The sequence below is a fragment of the Cryptosporangium sp. NPDC048952 genome, assembly GCF_043197895.1.
Taxonomy (GTDB): domain Bacteria; phylum Actinomycetota; class Actinomycetes; order Mycobacteriales; family Cryptosporangiaceae; genus Cryptosporangium.
The window spans coordinates 828,618-848,094 of the sequence record NZ_JBICTY010000002.1 but is presented as its reverse complement, the minus strand read 5'-3'; the positions used below and the strand labels follow the sequence as shown (position 1 = coordinate 848,094).

Sequence of the window (19,477 nt, the reverse complement as noted above, 5' to 3'; positions counted from 1 at the left end):
CAGCGCCTCGCCCGTGGCCAGGTCGATCCGGACCTGCCCGGGATCACCGCGCCGCCACGGCTTGGGCCATCAGCGCGAGCGCCCGCTCGATCGGCGCGAACTCGGGCGGCCCGTTCAGGAACCCGTGCAGCAGGCCGGTCGCGGTGACCTGCCGGACGTCGACTCCGGCGCGGGCGCAGCGGGCGGCGAAGTCCTCACCGGACGGCCGCAGGTCATCGTACTCGGCGTTGATGACCAGCGTGGGGCAGAGCCCTTCGAGGTCCGCGAGCGCACCGAACGCGTAGCCGTCGGCGCTGCTGAGCGGACCGCCGAGGTAGTTCCGGTTGAACCAGCGGTGCTGCGCCGGTTGGAACCGGAGCAGCTCGGGGACCTCGGCCATCCCCGCGGCGAGGGACGCCGAGGGAGGCGGCAGGACGGCGTGCGCCACCGGGTACACGGCAACGAGGGCGGCGGGTGGCGCGCCGTCCGCGTCCCGGAGCTTCACCGCCGCGCCGATCGCCAGGTTGCCACCGGCGCTGGCGCCCCCGATCGCGACGCGGTGGGCGTCGATGCCCAGCGACGCGGCGCTGTCGCGCACCCAGCGGAACGCGGCCACGACGTCGTCGTGCGGCGCGGGGTAGTGCACACCGTCGTGGCAGAGCCGGTAGTCGACGCTCACCACGACGGCCCCGGCGCGCGTCGCGATCTCCCGCGCGGTCCAGTCGGCCTCGGGCATGTCGAGGTCGCCGCCGACGAACGCGCCGCCGTGCATCCACACCAGCGCGGGCCGGTCGGTGCCCGGAACGTCCGGCTCGTAGATCCGCGCCGGTACCGGGCCGGTCGCGTCGCGGGTCGCAACTGTCGGCGGTTCGTGGCCGCCGGTGATCGACATGAACTCGTCCAGCAGCGCGCGCTGCGCCGGATCGGCCATCGCGGACTCGAACGACGTGATCCCGTCGAGCAATGGGAACTTGGCCACGATCTGCGGGTGGATCGGCATCGACACCTCCGGCGCGGTGAGCTGTGCATCGAGGATGCTCACGGGTTGACGGCCGTCAGGCCTAGCGGGTGTGCCATTGAATGGCAGACCGAGTTACGACGCCCCGATCGAGCGGCGCGCGCCCAGGCTCCGGGAGATCGACCGTGCCGCGGTACGCACCGCCGGCCCCAGCAGACGCGGTTCCGCGTGTTCCTGCGGCACGACGACGGACAGCGCCGCCGCGATCCGCTCGTCCTCACCGAAGATCGGCGCGGCCACGGTGACCAGCGGTTGCGGTGCCCGGCGGCGGATCGTCGCCAGGCCTTCCCGGCGCACCTCGGCGAGCGTGCGTCGCAACGCGGCGGGGGACACCGCGACGTTCTCCGGCTGGTGCATCAGCGGCTGCGCGAGCGTCTCCTCCTGGAACTCCGAGTCGGCGAACGAGAGCAGCACGAGCCCGACGCCGGTCGAGTGCAGCGGCAACCGCCCACCCACCCGGTACAGCACCGGCATCGCTTGGTGCGCCGACAGCCGCTCCACGAGCAGCGCCTCGCCGCCGTCGCGTACGGCGAGCAGCACGTGCTGGCGCGTGACCTCCTCCAGGTCGCCCATGAACGGCAGCGCCACCTGCTTGAGCTCCTGCCCGCGCGGCGCGAGCGACGCGACCTCCCACAGCCGCAGCCCGATCGTGAACCGGCCGTCGTCGCCGCGCTCCAGCGCGCCCCACGCCTGCAACCGCGCGGCCAGCCGCAGCGCCGAACTCGTCGGAATGCCGCTGCGCCGGCTCAGCTCACCGAGCGACAGCGACCGGTGGGCGGCGTCGAACGCCGCCAGCAGCGCGAGGGCACGGTCGACCACCGGCTCGCCCTGCGGCGGCCGGCGACCCCGCGCCGGCAACTCAGCCGTCACGGCCGTGACGTCCGACGCAACGTAGAAGACATTTCCTTTTCATTGAGCGGCATTGTGTCCTGACGTCGCTGTGACGTCCATCGCATCGTTGGCGCCCAAGCCGGTCCCCGTGCTCGTCAGGCGAAGGAGCCTCGAGGCAGATGAAACGATTCAGAGCCGCTGTCACCGCAGTAGCGGTCGTCGCCGCAGTCGCCGCCTGTGGCGGAAACGGCGGCGGTAGCTCCAGCCAGAGCGCCACCGATACCGTCACGATCGCCCTCGACTCGGACGCCGCGCCGACCGGGTACGACCCGCTGCTCTACTCCCAGGCCCAGTTCACGTTCTACAGCGCGCTCTACGACGCGCTGTTCGTCACCGACCGGGACGGCAAGGTCCAGCCCTCGCTCGCCACCGGCTTCACCAACAGCAAAGACAACCTCACGACGACGCTGACGCTGCGCGACGACGTCACGTTCACCGACGGCAAGAAGCTCGACTCGGCAGTGGTCAAGGCCAACCTCGACCGCCGCAGCGACAAGGACCTGGTCGCGTACGGCTCGATCGCTCCCGGCGGTGCCAGCGAGATCGGTGCCGTGGCCACTCCCGACGCGAAGACCGTCGTCATCACGTGGAAGGCGCCGCAGGCGACGCCGGACAACACCCTGGCCGACACGGCGGGCACCATCGTCGGGCCGGACGGCGTGGCGAACCCCGAGACGCTGCAGACGAAGCCGGACGGCTCCGGTCCGTACGCGCTGAACAGCGGAAAGACCACAAAGGCGAGCGTTTACACGCTCGACAAGCAGTCCGATGCGCGCGACGGTGACCGCTGGGCGTTCGACCACGTCGTCTTCAAGGTCATCATCGACGCCCAGTCGCTGGCCAACGCGGTCATCTCCGGCCAGGCGGACGTGGCGACGATTCTCAAGCCGAGCGTCGTCGAGCTGGTGCAGTCGCGGGCCGGCACCGTGAAGGTCGGTGGCACGATCGTCGGCTTCCCGGTGTGGGACAAGCTCGGCAAGACCAACCCCGCGTTCGCGAAGCCCGAAGTCCGGCTCGCGTTGCTCCGCGGAATCGACGACGCGACGATCGTCAAGACGCTGCACCAGGGCTCCAAAGGCACCAAACAGCTCTTCCCGTCCGACGCCACGGGCTTCGACGCCGCGCTCAACCAGACGTACGGGTACGACCCGGCGGCGGCGAAACAGCTGCTCGCGAAAGCCGGGTACGCGAACGGGCTGAAATTCGACATCACCATCGGCGGCCAGCCCACCGAGGACATGCTCGCCGTGCAGAAGCAGTGGGCCGAGATCGGCGTGACGATGAACATCAAGACCGCCACGTCCACCGACCAGATCTTCGCGGCGACCAACACCGAGCCGCTCGGCTTCGGTCCGTTCACCGTCGGCAGCAACCCGGCCGGGTTCGTCGCCGGTGTCGTCTACGGCGGATTCATGAACCAGCAAAAAGCCAAGAACCCCCAGATCGACGCAACCCTGGGCGCCTCGCTGGGCACCACGGGAGCCGACCAGAAGACGGCGCTGACCGGTCTCAACGCGGCGCTGACCAACGGCGGCTGGTACCTGCCGATCTACGAGGACTTCACCTGGACCGGCTACAACAAGAGCAAGGTCGGTGCCCCCGCGTACGCCGGCACGAACAACTACCTCGTGCTCTCCAGCCTCGCGCCCGTGAGCTGACGATGGTCGCGTATCTGGCACGGCGGTTGGCAATGGCGATCGGAACCTTGTTCGCCGCGGTCCTGATCACGTTCCTGCTCGTGCACGCGGGGGACGGGAGCCCAGGGGCGGTGAAGGCCGGTCCCGGGGCCACCGCGGCGGAGATCGCCGCGCAGAATTCCGCGCTCGGGTGGGATCGGCCGCTGCTCGTACAGTTCGGGGACACGCTCGGTGCGCTGGTGCGGGGTGACTTCGGGACGTCGCTGATCGACGGCCGGGACCTCGGTGCGGACCTGTGGGCGCGGCTGCCGGTGACCGCGTCGATCGCGCTGTTCGCGACGCTGTTGTCCGGAGTCGTGGGCGTGCTGATCGGGGTGACCGCCGCGGTGCGTGGCGGTCGGCTCGGGCGGATCGTGGACTCCGGGGCCGGAGTGGCGTTGTCGCTGCCGGCCTTCTGGGTCGGGATCCTGCTGGTGTACGCGCTGTCGTTGCGGCTGGGGTGGTTTCCCGCGACGGGGTACGTGGCGTTTTCCGACTCGCCGTCCGGGTGGTTGCGGAGCCTCGCGATACCGATCGTGACGCTGACGGTCGGCGGTGCGGCGATCATCGCGCGCACCGCGGGGGTCGGTATGCGTGAAGCGCTCGGGCAGGAGCACGTGCGCACCCTCCGGGCGATGGGGACGCCCGAGTGGCGGATCCGGTACGTGCACGCGCTGCGGTTCGCCGGGGTTCCGGTGGTGTCGGTGCTCGGGATCCAGTTCATCGCGCTGTTCGGGGGCTCGGTGATCGTGGAGAACCTGTTCGCGTTGCCCGGACTCGGTCAGGCGAGCCAGGCCGCGGCGTCGTCGCACGACATCCCGGCGCTGATCAGCGTGGTCGTGGTGGCCACGGGCGTGGTCGTCGTCGTCAACGTCCTGCTCGACCTGGTCGTAGCAGCCCTGGACCCGAAGGTGCGCACGTCATGAGCATTGTGCGGCGGCCCGGCGGGGTGTTCGGGGCAGTGTGGTTGGTGTTCGTCGTCGTTGCGTCGTTGACCGCGCCGTTGTGGCGGCCGTACGACGTGGACGCTCAGGACCTGGCCGCGCGGTTGGCGCTGCCGTCGGGGGAGCACTGGCTGGGCACGGATCCGCTCGGGCGGGATGTGCTGTCGCGGATCTTCTCCGCGGGGGTGCTGCCGCTCCTGTCGTCGGCGCTGATGCTCGTGGTGGCGTTCGGCATCGGGTTGCCGTTGGCGCTCGTGGCCGCGGAACGGGGGCGGTTCGTCGAGCGGGTGATCTCGCGGCTCACCGAGATCCTGATGGCGTTGCCGCTGATCGTGCTGTTGCTCGCGGTGATCGGCGCGATCGGGAACCGGATCTATCCGGTGATGGCGATCCTCGGCGTGCTGTTGTCCGCATCGGTGTACCGCGTGTTGCTCGGGGTTGCGCAGTCCGTGCGGCAGCGGCTCTACGTGGACGCTGCCCGCGTGAACGGGCTCGGCTCCCTGCGTGTGAACCTGCTGCACGTGGTGCCGTCGATGGCGACGGTGGTCGCGGTGCAGGCCGCCCAACTGTTCGGGATCGGCCTGCTCATCAATGCCGGCCTGGCCTTCCTCGGCTTCGGCCCGTCGGAGCCCCAGCCGAGCTGGGGCTTCATGATTCAGGACGCCTCGAAACACATCTTCGACGACCCGTGGCTGATGGTGCCGACCGGCACAGTCCTGGCCCTGACCGTGGTAGCCGCCAACGAACTAGCCGACGCCCTGGCAGGCGCCGGCGCCCGCGAGCGCCAACGCCGCAAGCCCCGCGCAGCTCACGCGGCCCTCACGGCCCCCGCGGCCCCCGCGGCCCCCACGGCCCCCACGGCCCCCGCGGCCCCCGCGGCCCCCACGGCCCCCACGGCCTCCACGGCCCCCACGGCCCCCGCGGTCGGTCCGCAGGGTGCGGCCACCGCGGCCGACCCGGCCGCTGCGGACAGCGCAGACTTCGCGGCGGCGTCGACCGTTCCGGCCCCTCGGGGTGGGGGCTCCGGGGGTGGCGCGGGCTCGGTCTTGGAGGTTCGAGGGCTTTCGGTGGGGGTGGAGGGCGGGCCCGAGTTGGTGAGTGGGGTGTCGTTCTCGGTGCGGGCCGGGCGGGTGCTCGGGCTGGTGGGGGAGTCGGGGTGCGGCAAGACGATGACCGCTCGGTCGTTGCTCGGGCTGCTGCCCGACGGCGTCAGCGTCACCGGCGGCGCGATCCGGTGGAAGGGGCAGGAACTCAGCGACTTCCGGGCCGTGCGCGGGCGGGAGATCGCGCTGATCTCGCAGGAGCCGATGGTGGCCCTCGACCCCATGTTCACCATCGCCTACCAACTCACCCAACCGATCCGCCGCTTCCGTGACGTCGGCCGTCGAGAGGCCCGGCGCACCGCCACCGAGCTGCTCCAACAGGTAGGCATCGTCGACGCCGACCGCGTCCTCACGAGCTACCCACACCAACTCTCCGGCGGCATGGCCCAACGCGTGTGCATCGCCCTGGCCCTCACCGGCGAACCGGAACTCCTGGTCGCCGACGAACCCACCACCGCCCTCGACGTCACGGTCCAAGCGGAGATCCTGTCCCTGCTGCGGAAGCTGGTCCGGGACCGCGGCCTAGCGGTGGTACTCGTGAGTCACGACCTGGGCGTGGTCGCCGACCTCTGCGACGACGTCGCCGTGATGTACGCGGGCCAGGTCATGGAATCCGGCACCGCCGCGGCAGTACTCGACGACCCCGCCCACCCGTACACGATGGCCCTGCTCGGCGCCAACCCGCACGTCCCCGAGGGCGAATCGGTCCCCGAGCGGCTCGCGTCGATCCCGGGTTCCGTGCCCCCACCCGGCTCCTGGCCCACCGGCTGCCGGTTCGCCGCACGCTGCCGGTTCGCGCGCGAACACTGCACGACGCCGTTCGCGGTGAAGCCCGCCCACGCCACCGGCACCGCGCTGTGCGTCCGCATCGAAGAACTGAGCCGCACCCGGGCGACCTGGGACGCGGAAGAAGTCGGCGCCGAGACAGCAGGAGCGCACCAATGAGCGCGTTGGAAGTGCGGGATCTCGTCGTGCGGTACGGGAAGTCGGCCGCGGTGGACGGGGTGAGTTTCGACATCGCGCCGGGCGAGACGTTGGGGCTGGTCGGGGAGTCGGGGTCGGGGAAGTCGACGATCGGCAAGGCGCTGCTCGGGCTGCACCCGCCGGCTGCGGGTACGGTGCGGCTGCTCGGGAAGGACGTCACTCGGCTGTCGCTGACGCGGCGCAGTGATCTGCGGGTCGTGTTCCAGGATCCGTACTCGTCGCTGAATCCGCAGCGGACGATCGGTCAGACCCTGGTCGAGCCGTTGCGGCAGCTCGGGGTGCGGGGTGCCGCAGCGGTGGGGAAGGCGCGTGCCGCGCTGGAGTCCGTGGGGTTGCCGGGGGATGCCGTCGATCGGTACCCGTCCCAGTTCTCGGGTGGGCAGCGGCAGCGGGTCGCGATCGCGCGGGCGCTGGTGTGCGATCCGAAGGTCGTGGTGCTGGACGAACCGGTGTCGGCGTTGGATCTCTCCACGCAGGCGCAGGTGTTGAATCTGCTCGCGGATCTTCGTGATCAGCGCGGGCTGTCGTTCCTGTTCATCGCGCACGACCTGGGGGTGGTGCGGTTTCTCGCGCAGCGGGTGGTGGTCTTGTACCGGGGGCAGGTGATGGAGACCGGGCCGGTCGAGTCGGTGACGCGGGCGCCGCGGCATCCGTACACGGTGGCGCTCACGGCGGCGGCGCCGGTGCCGCGTCCCGCCGAGCAGGCGGCTCGGCGGGCGGCGCGGGAGGCGTTGGGTATCGGTACGGCGGGGGCGGCGCAGGCGGGGGCGAACGGTTGCCCCTTCGTACCGCGGTGCCCCTTGGCGACCGATCTGTGCCGCACGGAGCGCCCCCCACTGCGCGAGGTCGGCGACAGCCTCACCGCCTGCCACCACGCCGAACACGTGGCCACCCTCCAATGACCCACCCCACCCGTGCGCCGAGCCGCCTCCCCGGCCTCGCGGACGAGCTCATGGGGCGGCCGGCGGGGTTGCGGGTCGAGCACCTCGAGGTGGCGTTGGGGATTCGTCGTGGCGCGCCGCGGCTTTCGTGGCGACTGCCGGGTGGGGCTCGCGAGCAGCGCGCGTATCGGATCGTCACCGACAGCGGGTGGGATTCCGGGTGGGTGGCGAGTGGTCAGTCGCTGCTCGTGCCGTACGCCGGGCCGCCGCCCAGCTCGTCGCAGCGTGTCGAGTGGCGTGTACGGGTGCGCACGGACGTGGGGGAGAGCGCGCTCTCCGACCCGGCCTGGTTCGAGACCGGTCTGCTCTCCGCCGAGGACTGGACCGCCGCCTGGATCGAACCCGGCACGATGCCGAGCGGCGAGCCCGGGTACCGCCCGGCCGCGCTCCTGCGCGTGGAGTTCGACGTCGACCGGCCGGTGGTCACCGCCCGTCTGCATTCGACCGCTCACGGCCTCTACGAGGCCTTCCTCAACGGCGAGAGGGCGAGCGACGCCGAATTGACGCCCGGCTACACGCAGTACGACGCTCGACTTCAGGTACAGACATCGGACGTCACGCCGTTCATCCGTGAGGGGCGGAACGCGCTGGGCGTGATCCTCGCCGACGGCTGGTTCCGCGGCCAGGTCGGCCTCACCCGCGCCGCCGCCCAATGGGGCGACCGGCTCGCATTCCTCGCTCAGCTCCACCTGGTCCACGCCGACGGGGGCGTCACCGTCATCGGCACCGGCCCGGCGTGGCGCAGCGGCCCCAGCCACATCGCCACCGCCGACCTCATCGAGGGCGAGTCATGGGATCTCCGCCGCCTCCCCCGAGGCTGGAACGAGCCGAGCTACGCCGGTGACGCCGGGTGGGAGAGCGTGGCGGTGGTCAGTCACGGTTATGCGGGGCTGGTGGATTCGCCGGCGCCGGCGGTGCTGGCGGTCGAGGAGATCGTGCCGGTGTCGGTGACCCGGCTTGGTGGGAACGCGCAGCTCGTCGACTTGGGCGAGAACATCAACGGACGGCTGCGGCTGACGAACCTCGGCCCGGAAGGGACCACGCTCACCATCACCCACGGCGAGTGGCTCGGCCCCGACGGCGACCTCACGACCGACCACCTCCGACCCGCGGTCCCGTTCCTCCCGCACCCGCTGCCAGCGGGTCAGGTCGACCGCGTCACCTCGGCGGGTGTTCCGGGCGACGTCTTCGAACCGCGCCGCACCACCCACGGCTTCCGCTACGCCCGCATCGAGGGCCACCCCGACGAGCTGACGCCCGACGACGTGCGTGGCATCGTCGTCCACACCGACCTGCGCCGCACCGGCTGGTTCACCAGCAGCAACGACCGGCTCAACCGCTTCCACGACGCAGCGGTCCGCAGCTTCCGCGGCAACGCCTGCGACATCCCCACCGACTGCCCGCACCGCGAACGCCACGGCTGGACCGGCGACTGGCAACTGTTCGTTCCCACGGCCGCGTTCCTCTACGACGTCGCCGGGTTCTCGACGAAATGGCTCCGCGACGTCGCCGCCGACCAATGGCCCGACGGCACGATCGCGAATGTCAGCCCCAGCCCGCGGCACGAGGGCCGCGAGGGTCCGATCGCGATGCTCAACGGTTCCGCCGGGTGGGGCGACGCGGCGGTGATCGTCCCCTGGGAGATCTACCGGGCGTACGGCGACAGACAACTGCTCGACGAACTCTGGCCGACGATGGTCCGCTGGCTGGAGCGGGCCGAGCGCATGGCCCGGGAGCAGCGTCATCCCGATCGCGCCGCCCGCGAACCCGCACCGCACGAGAGGTTTCTCTGGGACACGGGATTCCACTGGGGCGAGTGGCTCGTGCCGGGCGAGGAGGTCGGCGACTTCGGGGCGTTCGTCGCCGCCGACAAGGGTGAAGTCGCCACGGCGTACTTCGCGTACAGCGCCGGACTGATGGCTCGCATCGCAGAGGTGCTCGGCCGGGACGCGGCACCGTATGCGGACTTGGCGGTCTCCGTGCGTGCAGCGTGGCAGGCCGAGTACCTCGACGACGAGGGCCGGCTGATCCCCGACACGCAGGCCGATCACGTGAGGGCGCTGGCGTTCGACCTGGTGCCTCCCCGGTCCCGGCCCGCGGTCGCCGCCCGTCTCGTCGAGTTGATCCGCGCAGCGGGGACGCATCTGGGCACCGGGTTCCTGGCGACCCCGTACCTGTTGCCGGTGCTCGCGGACGCCGGGCACCTCGACGTCGCCTACGAATTGCTGTTGCAGGACACCGAACCGTCGTGGCTGGTGATGGTCGACCGCGGTGCGACGACGGTGTGGGAGCACTGGGACGGCGTGGACGCGTCGGGCGTCGCGCGCGATTCGCTCAACCACTACTCCAAGGGCGCGGTCATCTCGTTCCTGCACCGGTACGTAGCGGGGTTGTCGCTGGTCGAGCCGGCGTACCGGCGGTTCCGGGTTCGGCCGCTGCCCGGTGGGGGGCTCAGTCGTGCGGAGGTCGCGCACGAGTCGCCGTACGGGCGGATCGAGGTGAGGTGGGAGGTCGGCGTGCTGCGGGTCGTCGTGCCGGCGGGGACGGAGGCCGAGGTGGTGCTGCCCGACGGCCGGTCGTTTTCCGCGCGGCCCGGCACGCACACGTATCGCTGGGAGGGCCCGGATGGGTGACGTCACGGTTGCGCCGGTCACCGTGGAGTGATCAGCGCCGGTGCGGCTCCAGTTCGGTCGACCAGAGCACCGCGCCGGAGTTGTCCCGCAGGTTCACCCGGAGCTTCCCGGTGTCGGCAGCGATCTTCACCTCGCCGAAGAACTGGTACTCGGTGTCCGGCGCGGTGTTGGCCAGGGTCGGCGCCTTGACGAACTTCGTCTGCGCTCCGAACGTCGTGTCGACCTTGCTGGCCGGGAACGCTCCGGCGTGCAGCGGCCCGGTCGTGAACTGCCAGAACGGGTTGAAGTCGGAGTACGCCGCCGTTGCCGGGTCGAAGTAGTACGCGGCGGTGTAGTGCACGTCGGTCGTGAGCCAGACGACGTTGCGGATGTCGTGGCGCTTGAGGAACGTGAAGATGTCCGCGAACTGGATCTCGCGGCCGAGCGGCCTGCCGTTGTCGTCCTGCGCGATCGCCTCGAAGTTCGCCGTGCCCTCGGTGGCGTCGTTGACCACGTCGGTCAGCGGCATGTCCGCGGCGAGCACCTTCCAGGTGGCCTTCGAGGCCGCCAGTTCACGCTTGAGCCACTCGGCCTGCGTGCGTCCGAGGATGCCGCCGTCGTTCGCGGTCTGCTTGTTCGTCGAGTTCGCGTCGCGGTACCAGCGCATGTCCAGGACGAAGACGTCGAGCAGCGGGCCCTGGTGCAGCACGCGGTAGATGCGGCCCTCGTCGTCGTAGGACGGGTTCAACGGTTGGTACTCGTGGAACGCCTGCCGGGCCCGGCGCGCGAGCACGTCCACCCGCTTCTCGGTGTACGCCGAGTCGGTGAGGATCTCGCCGGGGTACCAGTTGTTGCGCGTCTCGTGGTCGTCCCACTGCGCGATCAGGGCGACGTCGGCGTAGAACGCGCGCAGTTTGGCGTCGAGCAGGTTGTACTTGTAGTTGCCCCGGTACTCGGCGAGCGTCTCCGCGACCTTGGCCTTCTCGGGGGTGACGACGTTGTGCCAGAGGCTGCCGTCGGGCAGCGCCTGGGTTTCCGTGATGGGGCCGTCGGCGTAGATGTTGTCGCCGTTGTGGAGGAAGAAGTCGGGCTCCAAGGCCTTCATCGCCTCGAAGATGCGGTAACCGCCGCGCGCGGTGTCGATGCCCCAGCCCTGGCCGGCGAGGTCGCCCGACCAGAGGAACGTGATGTCCTTCCGCGCGCGCGACGGCGTGCGGAAGTGGCCGATGATCGGTTCGCTGGCGCGGTCGTCGTCGAGCGCCGTGACGCGGTAGTAGATGTCCTGGCCGGACGGCAGGCCGCGGAGCACGGTCTTGCCGGTGAAGTCGGCGCTCTGACGCAGGTGCGGCCCCGGAAGGCGCCGCGCGTTGCGGAACGACGGGTCGCCGGCGACCTCGACGATCATCTGCGAGGCGCGGTCGGCACGGGTCCAGATCGTGCCGGAGGACGCGGTGACGTCGCCGGCTTGGATGCCGTGGGTGAGGCTCGGGCGCCCGGAACGCACCAGCGCGGACGCACTCGCGGCCCTGCCGAGGATCGGGGCGGCGGCGAGCGCCGCACTGCCGAGGAGCACGGCGCGCCGGGGAAGCGGCGAACCGAGAAGTTCGGAGGAAGACACAAGACCTCCCATAGCGGATATTCAGCCCGCCGAATTCCTATCGGGGCGGGGCGAACGCCACATGGAGTCCTCATGGCCAGCGCCCGAAAAGACGGCTCAGCCCTCGGTGGCGCGTTTGCGGGTGGCGGCGGCGGTTTCGAGGGCGGCGGCCTCCTCGGCGGCGGCCTGGGCGGCGAGGAGGCGCTCGTCGGCGTCGCGGAGGCGTTCGAGGCGGGCGTGCACCTCGGCGCGGGAGAAGCGCACCGACGCGTGCTCACGGGCCACTCGCGCCTCGGTGAGCGCGCGTCGCTGCTCGCCGTTGTTCTCGGCCGACGCCAGGCGGGTGCGCGCGACGTCGGCGGCGGCGGTCGCGGCGGCCGCGGCGGCGCGGGCCTCGCGGCGGCGGGCGAGCGCGGTGAGCGGGAGGCGATCAGCCGCCGACCGCGCGTTCGCCGCGGCGCGCTCGGCGGCGACGAGTGCGCTGCGCGCCGTCTCGAGTTCACGACCCAAGCGGGCGTCCTCGGTGCGCAGCAGATCGATCTCGCGGTAGTGCTGCGCGGACTCCGCCGCCTGGTGGACGGCGGCAATCGCGACCTCCCGCTGCCGTGCCACATTTGTCATCGCCGCCCGCGCCGAGGCAGCGGCCCGCGCCGCCGCCCGGAATTCCCCGAGCGCGTCTGCGCGTTCTGCACCGTCCATGCTCGCCCCTCCGGAACCTTCCGTCCCTCCGGGACCTCCCAGGAGGCCAGCCTCCCAGGAACCGCGGCCACGACGACCCGCTTCCGACGCGATTTCCCCACCGTTCGCGCGCCGGACAGCTTGTCTTGACAAGGTCCCCGCCATTCGCCACTTGTATAGTTCGTCGCGTGACGGCTCCTCTGCACCGAACAGTGGCGGCGGAGCTGCGGCGGCGCATCCACACCGGAGAGCTGGCGGTCGGTGCGTCGGTGCCGTCCGAAGCCCAGCTCTGCCGGGAGTTCTCGGCCTCCCGGGGACCGGTCCGGCAGGCGCTCGCAGCGCTCCGCGAGGAAGGGCTGATCGGCGGCGGCCAGGGCAAACGCCCGGTCGTGCTCGACGCGGTGCCCGGCCAGCCGTTCGAGTCGTTCCTGTCGTTCACCCACCGCGCCGAGATCACCGGGCACGCCCCCGGCCAGCAACTGCAGGAGATCGCGCTGCGCCGGCCGGATCCCGCGGTGGCCGCGGCGCTGACCATCGACCCCGACACGCTCGCCGTGCAACTGCTGCGGCTGCGCCTGCTCGACGGGCAGCCCGCGGCGATCGAGCGGATGACCTACGTCGAACAGGTCGGGCGGCTCCTGCTCGACGCCGACCTCGACGGCGTCTCGATCTACGCGTACCTCACCGCGCAGGGCGTCGATCTGCACGCCGCCCGCCACACGTTCGACGCGGTCGCCGCCGACGACACCGACGCCACCCTGCTGGACGTGCCGGTCGGCGCGCCGCTGCTGCGCGAACGCCGGCTGACCTGGGACGCCGCCGGCACACCCATCGAGTGGACGGACGACCGGTACCGGCCGGACGTCGCCACGGTCACGCTCACGAACAAACGCAGCGCGCTGACCGAGGGCACCCGCATCGGCTCCGCGTTCGCCGGGAAGGCACCCTCCTAGACCGGTCGCAGCAGGATCGTCACCGTCCGGTTGCGTGGGGCGTCCGGGAACGGCCCCTCCGACTGCTCGGCACTGACCAGCATGAACTCCGCGAGCGGCCGCCCGGACGCGGCCGCCAGTTCCCGCGCCGCCACCTGCGCCCGCCCGTACCCCACGACCGACCCGCCGCTCGTACGCCCGCCCGGCACCGCGACCGTGTGCCCGACCACGGTCACCGACGCCTTCACCGGTTTCAGTCGCCGCCCGACCTCCGCCAGCCGTGCCTCCGCCGCGGTCGTGAGCGAGGTGTCGGCGCTGAACAGACCGGACGCGAACACCAGCCGCACGTCCTCGGCGCGCTGCTCCACCCGCACACCCGGCACCCGGGCGAACGCGGCGGCGAGCTCGCCGAGACGCGTCTTCCGCTGCGCTGCGGCATCGGCTCGCGCGTCACGCTCCGCCCGCAGCGTCTCGACCTCGCGCTGGAGCCCCGGCGCCGCCACCGGTGTGGCGGCTACCGGCTCGTCCGGCGCCTCGCCGTCCGTGCTCGCCCAGACGACTCCGCCGGTCGACGCCACGAGCAGCGTGGCGGCGAGCACGGCCGTCGCGCGGGCCGGCGTGTACACGGGTCGTACCGACCGGCCCGCGGAGATCCGGGCGAGCGCCGCCCGACCGGCCGTCGCGTCGGCGTCGTCCGGATGGAGTTCCAGCACGCGGGCCCAGCACTCGTCGGCCCGCTCGTACTCACCGCGCTGGGCGTGGATCCGGGCACGGAGGTCAAGGGCGGCGGCGTCCTGATCGAGCCCGTCGAGTAGGCCCGCCGCCGTCTCCAGATCCCCCGCGTAGGCCGCCGACCGGGCCCGGTGCAGCACCAGCCGGTGGTCCAGCGCGTCGCGCAGCGTGCTGGTCACGAGGCCGACCGCAGGCCGATGACCTTGTCCTGCGCCTCCTTCGGCAGCAACCGCACCAGACGCTGGTTCACCGCGGTGAGCGCAGTGACGTCCTGCGCCGAGATCGCCCGGCGACCCTCCGACAGCAGCCCGTCCGCGGCCGGTGACCGCGGCACCATCGCCTCGAGCGCGAAGAACAGTTGCACCGGCCAGTCGGGCCGGCGCCGTTCGAGCTCGATGACGAAGGACGACGTGCGCTCGATCGCGGTGCGCACCGCCGCGAGCTGCCCCGACGTGATCGCGGCGTCGGCGCGGCGACGCAGGTCGGCGAGCTCCCGGCGGTCCGAGGCGTCGCCGGCGACCTCGACCGTCTCCTCGGCCTCGGCGAGCAGGTCCTCCAGCTGCCGGGCCAGCGCCGGCACCTGGACGGTCTCCTCGATGTCGTCCAGATCGGCCTGCAGGTCACGCAGGCGTTCCTCGGCGGCGGCAGCGGCACCCCGGTCGACGCGGGCGGCGCCGACCTGGTCGCGGACGGTGTCCAGCGCGCTCTCGTCGTCGAGGCGGTCCAGCTTCTCGCGGCTGCCACCGGCCGCTCCGGCCTGGCGGAGCCGATCGAGGCGCCGGTCGACCTCCGCCAACTGGTCCTGCAGGGTCTGGACGCTCGGCGCGCGCACCTCGTCGAGGTTGATCTCGGCCTCGAACTGCGCCTGCACCAGTGGGACGTCCGCGACGACGGTGACCAGGCTCGACGCGTCGACCTCGAACGTCACCTCCACCTCGGTGCCCGCCTGCAGGTCGATCCGCACGTCACGCGGGCGGATCTCCAGCACGCCGACCTCCCGGTTGCGGTCGCCGCGCGGACGTTCGCCCTGGACGATCGGGATGCGGATCAGCGCGTCGGCGTTGTCCCGCTGCAGGGTGCCGGACGTGTGGAACACCTCGCGGGCCCGCGCGGGCAGCGTCTCGCCCTTGCGCAGGACGGGCGCGAACCCGCGGTCGGCGAGCTGGATGCCGAGCGAGTGCGCCAACCGCACCCCGCCGAACTCCACGTCCCGATGGGTGATCGAGAACGAGTCCGGCGACAGCGGCTGCCGGTTGCCCGCGCCGTCGGTCAGGTCGAGCCGGAACCGGGACGTCGCGTGCTGATCGATGTCGATGTCGGTGGCGAACGCGCCGTTCGCGGTCAGCCGAACCTGGCCGGAGTCGAACGGCGGGTGCCCGTCGGGGTTGGTCAGCCGCACGCTGTACCCGGCCCAGTCGACCGGCACTGACGTGCGCAGGCGTCCGCCGACCGTCGGCGTCGTCGTGGTGACGCTCGGCTCGTACGCCAGGTCGACGAGGAACTCACCCGGGGCGGCGACGGTCGTCGCGACGGTGGACGGGCGGCGGATGGTACTGGCGAAGATCGCAGCGCCCCGCGCGACGACGGTGCTCGGATCGAGCGAGGTGTCGAGTGGGATGCCCATGCCGGTGCGCGGATCGGCGAGCCGTTCGCGCAGACCGGGGGAGAGCGTGACACCGCCGACGAGCAGCAGCCGGTCGATGTCCGAGGCGTCCAGCGACGCCTCCCGCAGCGCCGACCGGCACAGGTTGATCGCGCGGACGTAGAACGGCTCGGCGATCGAATCCAACTCGTCGCGCCGCAGCGTCTGCGTGAACCACTCGGTGCCCCCGTCGGGGAGCCGGAGCTCCACGTTGAGCTCGGCCTCGGTCGACCGTGAGAGCTCGATCTTCGTGTCCTCGGCGGCCTGCTTGAGCTTCCCGAACACGCCCCGCCACCGGGGGTTGTCGCGGCGGAAATCGGTCAACCCGAACTCGTGGCTGACGGTCGGCGCGAGCACGTGCTCGACGATCGCCCAGTCGATCAGTTTGCCGCCGAGGAACGAATCACCGGCGTGGTTGAGCACCCGCAGGTCACCCTCGCGCTTGTTGACGATCGCCGCGTCGAACGTGCCACCGCCGAAGTCGAAGACCAGCCAGTACCCGCGATCGGCCGACTCCTGGAAGCCGTACGCGAACGCGGCGGCGGTCGGCTCCTGCACCAGCGGGCAGCCCGGCTCGAAACCCGCGAGCACTGCAGCTTCGACCGTCGCCTGGTTCTGGTTGAGCGTGAACGCGGCGGGGACCGTGATCACCGCGAACGGCGGCGGGGCGCCGAGCCGGTGCGCGAAGTCCCTGCGCAGCGATTTCAGCACCTCCGCGGAGAGCTGCGGGGGTGTCATCTCCTGGCCGGACCGGGCGAACGTGCGCCGGGCGTCCGCGAGACCCATCTCCTGCTTGAACTCCGCGGCGGCGTTGTCGGGATCGGCCACCACGAAGTCCCGTGCCCGGCGGCCGACCTGGATCGTGTTGGACTTCGTCAGCCACACCGCGGACGGTGTCGTGTCCCAGCCCTCGTTGTTCTTCACGACGACGACGTCGCCGTCCACGACCACGGCGATCGCGCTGTTGGTCGTGCCCAGGTCTATTCCGACGTCGATCGTGTCACTGTCGGGCATGGTCGCTCCTCACGCTTCTCTAGGCGGTTGCGTCGATGAAGGACCCGCCACGATCACCTGGCCCATTTGGATGCGGCGGTCGTGAAGGTAGATGGTGGGTCGGACAGTTTCGGAGACGACCTCGTCGGTGCGGCCGTCGACTTCCTCGACCGCGAGCACCTCGATCGAGCGGCCCGGGTGGAACGCGTCGCCGTCGTGGTCCTGGACGACGAGGCCGGCCGCCTGGAGCGCGTCGCGGCACGAGCGCAGGTAGCGGCCGGTCTGGCGGTCCCGTGCGGTCTGCGCGCCGTGGGCCAGTCGTCGCTGCGCACGCCAGAGGTTCGTGGCCGCGTCGGCCAGCGCTTTGTCGTCGACTTCGGGCTTCTGTTCTTGTTGTTGTTCTTCTTGGGGGAAGGACCTGACGAGCTGCGTGAGCAGCGCGACGACCTCGTCGTCGTCGCCCGGCGGCGCGATGCGGAAGCTCGTCGGTTGCCGGCGTTGTCTCAGCGCGGCCCGGAGGCGCTCGACGGGCTTCACATCACCACTCCCCGCCGCCACAGGATCAGCGTGTGGGCGTGCTGCTCGGCCAGCCGCGGGGAGAGACCGATGGCTTCCTCCAGGAGGTCCGCGGCGCGCCGGAGCCCGCCCGGCGAATGGGACAGCGTGTGGGCCTCGTCGACGAGGCTCCGGGCCCGGGCGCTCGGCGGCGCCGTGGTGTCCGCGGCCTCGGGAGCCCGCACCCGCCGGGCCGCGAGTGCGTCGCCGAGTTCCCGGGCGGTCGGTGTGCGCTTCCAGGGGTCGACGACGAGCGCCGCGGTGACGATCCGGTCCAGCTCCTCGTCGACGGTCTCGTTGTAGCTGCTCGGAGGCAGTAACGGCCGGCGGAAGCGGACGTAGCGGTTCGGGACGAACGGCACACCGTCGTCGTAGGGCAGGTGATCGGTGAGCATCAGGTACGCCAGGACACCCACCGACCACACGTCACCGGCGCACGAGTAGCCGCCGTTGCGCATCACTTCCGGCGCCATGAACGCGTACGTTCCCTGGGCGCTGGCCAGCCGCGTGAACGGGTCCGCGCGCTTGGCGAGGCCGAAGTCGCTGATCCGGATCCGCAGGCCCGCGCCGTCGTAGCCGACCAGGATGTTGGCCGTCGTGATGTCGCGGTGCAGCACCGGCGGGTCCTGGTCGTGCGCCACCGCGAGCCCCGCTGCGATCTGCGCGATCACCTCGGCGACGACGTCCGTGGGCGCCGCCGGGCGATGTGCGACGATGAACCGCTCGAGCGTGCCGCCCGGCACGTACTCCATCGTGAAGTAGCCGCGCTGCCCTTCGGTCGTCGCGAGCGTCCCGACGTCGAAGAGCCGGATGATGTGCCGATGGCCCAGCGTCGAGAGCAGGCGGCCTTCCTCGAGGAGTTCGCGGGTCTCCGCCTCGGACGTGACGCGCTTGAACACCTTCATGGCCTGCCAGCCCAGGTACCGGTGCTCGACGCGGTGTACCTCGGCGAACGCTCCCTCGCCGAGCATCCGGTCGACGACGAGCGAGTCGCCGATGCGCTCGCCGCGGGACACCAGGGCCATCAGCGGCTCACCCACCACACGAACACGATGCCGAGCGCGATCAGCACCAGCCACGTCAGGCACCCGACGCACCCCGCGTTCGACGGCTGGGGCTGCTGCGACGCCGGTGCGTAGCGGGGCTGCCGGGTGAACCGGACCACCTGACCCACGTACTCGGTGTTCTGTGCGATCGAGTTCCGGGTGTCCGGGTCGGACGCGAGGCGCTCCGCCGTGGCCAGCCACTTCCGCGCGGCCTGCTCGGCCGGCGCGCCGCGGGCGTCGATGTCCTGCACGGCACAGTTGTTGAAACCGATGGCGACGTCGTTGCGCGCGCGGACCGTGCGGCGGTGGTCCGTCGCCGGTGCCAGCGTGTTCAGCCGTTCGAGCCGCGGCAGCGCGGACTGGGTCAGCGCGTTCGCGGCGACGGCGGGCCGCGAGTTCTCCAGCGCTTCCCGCGCCTCCCGCACCGCGTCGGTGACGCCCTCGTAGAGCGGCTCGGCGGACTGCTCGAACAGGTCGAGCACCAGGTCACGCGGTGCGGGCCAGTCCAACGCGGCCACCCGCAGGTTCGCCGCGCGTGTCTCGGAGCCCGCAGCGAGCACGACCAGGGGCTTCACCAGCACGCTGGGCAGTTCGTCGCGGATGACGTCGATAGCGGATTCGTCGAGCTGTTTGTCGTCCAGCGCCCGGATGCGCGACCGGACGTGATCCCAGAACGCGACGCGGCGGAGCACGGACGCCCACTCCGTGGCGGCGTCCTTCCAGTCCTCGTTGAGATCGCGCAGCTCACCGGGGGAGAGTTGCGCGCTGAGCGCCTCCCGTTCGAGCACCTCGTAGTGGGACAGCACCGCCTCGTCGTGGTCGCGGTGCAGCGTGCTGGGGCAGTCGCACGTCGACGTGTCGCTGTCCCAGAACCAGAACAGCTCGTCGACCAGGCGCCGACGCGGGTCGCCGAGGATCAGGTCGAACGCGCGGGCGACCTCCTGGGGGTCGCCCTCGGCGGCGCCCACTCCGATCAGCGTGAGCACCTTCTGCCGGCGCTGGCGCACGGTCGGCCGGTCGGCGGTCGTGGACAGCCCGGTGATGCGGAACGTGTTTCGTCGATAAAGAGCAGGAGTCGAGCTATCCCGTAACGCCGCCAGAACCGAGTCCATCACCGTGCCCCGTCGCCCCGTGCCGACAGTGGAGAGTCCAGT

General features: G+C 71.5%; 15 protein-coding genes. 6 read left to right on the top strand and 9 right to left on the bottom strand.

All coding sequences use genetic code 11. The annotated features are described in order from the left end of the window. Positions 1–43: 43 nt before the first annotated feature. Both ACGFY5_RS12155 and ACGFY5_RS12150 read right to left on the bottom strand, forming a co-directional pair. The gene (locus tag ACGFY5_RS12155; protein WP_392719630.1) at positions 44–1,021 is read right to left on the bottom strand and encodes an alpha/beta hydrolase; all 978 of its coding nucleotides are present in this window, start codon (positions 1,019–1,021) and stop codon (positions 44–46) included. A gap of 51 nt (positions 1,022–1,072) precedes the next feature. Then, a complete protein-coding gene (locus ACGFY5_RS12150; RefSeq protein WP_392719629.1) occupies positions 1,073–1,867 on the bottom strand; it encodes an IclR family transcriptional regulator in 795 nt (264 codons plus the stop codon). 140 nt (positions 1,868–2,007) lie between these two features. Between ACGFY5_RS12150 and ACGFY5_RS12145 the strand changes: the two genes are divergently transcribed. The 5 genes from ACGFY5_RS12145 to ACGFY5_RS12125 are packed head-to-tail and all read left to right on the top strand — an operon-like array spanning position 2,008 to position 10,169. Further along, a complete protein-coding gene (locus ACGFY5_RS12145) occupies positions 2,008–3,546 on the top strand; it encodes an ABC transporter substrate-binding protein (protein WP_392719628.1) in 1,539 nt (512 codons plus the stop codon). A gap of 2 nt (positions 3,547–3,548) precedes the next feature. Continuing rightward, positions 3,549–4,490 carry an ABC transporter permease gene (locus ACGFY5_RS12140; protein ID WP_392719627.1) on the top strand — a complete coding sequence of 314 codons (942 nt, stop codon included), beginning with the start codon at positions 3,549–3,551 and terminating at the stop codon, positions 4,488–4,490. Then, complete coding sequence (locus ACGFY5_RS12135) at positions 4,487–6,556, top strand: dipeptide/oligopeptide/nickel ABC transporter permease/ATP-binding protein (protein ID WP_392719626.1); 2,070 nt, start codon at positions 4,487–4,489, stop codon at positions 6,554–6,556. Before ACGFY5_RS12140 ends, ACGFY5_RS12135 begins: the two co-directional genes overlap by 4 nt. Beyond that, positions 6,553–7,497, top strand: a complete 945-nt coding sequence (locus ACGFY5_RS12130) for an ABC transporter ATP-binding protein (RefSeq protein WP_392719625.1) — start codon at positions 6,553–6,555, stop codon at positions 7,495–7,497. Before ACGFY5_RS12135 ends, ACGFY5_RS12130 begins: the two co-directional genes overlap by 4 nt. 50 nt (positions 7,498–7,547) lie before the next feature. Continuing rightward, complete coding sequence (locus tag ACGFY5_RS12125; RefSeq protein ID WP_392720485.1) at positions 7,548–10,169, top strand: family 78 glycoside hydrolase catalytic domain; 2,622 nt, start codon at positions 7,548–7,550, stop codon at positions 10,167–10,169. 31 nt (positions 10,170–10,200) lie between these two features. Here the strand turns inward: ACGFY5_RS12125 and ACGFY5_RS12120 are convergent, their stop codons facing one another. Further along, on the bottom strand, positions 10,201–11,766 hold the full coding sequence (locus ACGFY5_RS12120) for an alkaline phosphatase D family protein (protein WP_392719624.1): 1,566 nt from the start codon (positions 11,764–11,766) through the stop codon (positions 10,201–10,203). Positions 11,767–11,862: 96 nt separating this feature from the next. Continuing rightward, positions 11,863–12,444: a hypothetical protein gene (locus ACGFY5_RS12115; protein WP_392719623.1), complete on the bottom strand. Its 582-nt coding sequence runs from the start codon at positions 12,442–12,444 to the stop codon at positions 11,863–11,865. Between the two features lie 167 nt (positions 12,445–12,611). Between ACGFY5_RS12115 and ACGFY5_RS12110 the strand changes: the two genes are divergently transcribed. Next, positions 12,612–13,376, top strand: a complete 765-nt coding sequence (locus ACGFY5_RS12110; RefSeq protein WP_392719622.1) for a GntR family transcriptional regulator — start codon at positions 12,612–12,614, stop codon at positions 13,374–13,376. Here ACGFY5_RS12110 and ACGFY5_RS12105 read toward each other — a convergent pair. The 5 genes from ACGFY5_RS12105 to ACGFY5_RS12085 are packed head-to-tail and all read right to left on the bottom strand — an operon-like array spanning position 13,373 to position 19,435. Continuing rightward, positions 13,373–14,266, bottom strand: a complete 894-nt coding sequence (locus ACGFY5_RS12105; RefSeq protein ID WP_392719621.1) for a hypothetical protein — start codon at positions 14,264–14,266, stop codon at positions 13,373–13,375. The genes ACGFY5_RS12110 and ACGFY5_RS12105 overlap by 4 nt on opposite strands. After that, on the bottom strand, positions 14,263–16,743 hold the full coding sequence (locus ACGFY5_RS12100; protein WP_392719620.1) for an Hsp70 family protein: 2,481 nt from the start codon (positions 16,741–16,743) through the stop codon (positions 14,263–14,265). Before ACGFY5_RS12100 ends, ACGFY5_RS12105 begins: the two co-directional genes overlap by 4 nt. Positions 16,744–16,752: 9 nt before the next feature. After that, the gene (locus ACGFY5_RS12095; RefSeq protein WP_392719619.1) at positions 16,753–17,259 is read right to left on the bottom strand and encodes a hypothetical protein; all 507 of its coding nucleotides are present in this window, start codon (positions 17,257–17,259) and stop codon (positions 16,753–16,755) included. Then, the gene (locus tag ACGFY5_RS12090) at positions 17,256–18,320 is read right to left on the bottom strand and encodes a serine/threonine-protein kinase (RefSeq protein WP_392719618.1); all 1,065 of its coding nucleotides are present in this window, start codon (positions 18,318–18,320) and stop codon (positions 17,256–17,258) included. Before ACGFY5_RS12090 ends, ACGFY5_RS12095 begins: the two co-directional genes overlap by 4 nt. Further along, on the bottom strand, positions 18,302–19,435 hold the full coding sequence (locus ACGFY5_RS12085) for a hypothetical protein (protein ID WP_392719617.1): 1,134 nt from the start codon (positions 19,433–19,435) through the stop codon (positions 18,302–18,304). Before ACGFY5_RS12085 ends, ACGFY5_RS12090 begins: the two co-directional genes overlap by 19 nt. Positions 19,436–19,477: the final 42 nt, after the last annotated feature.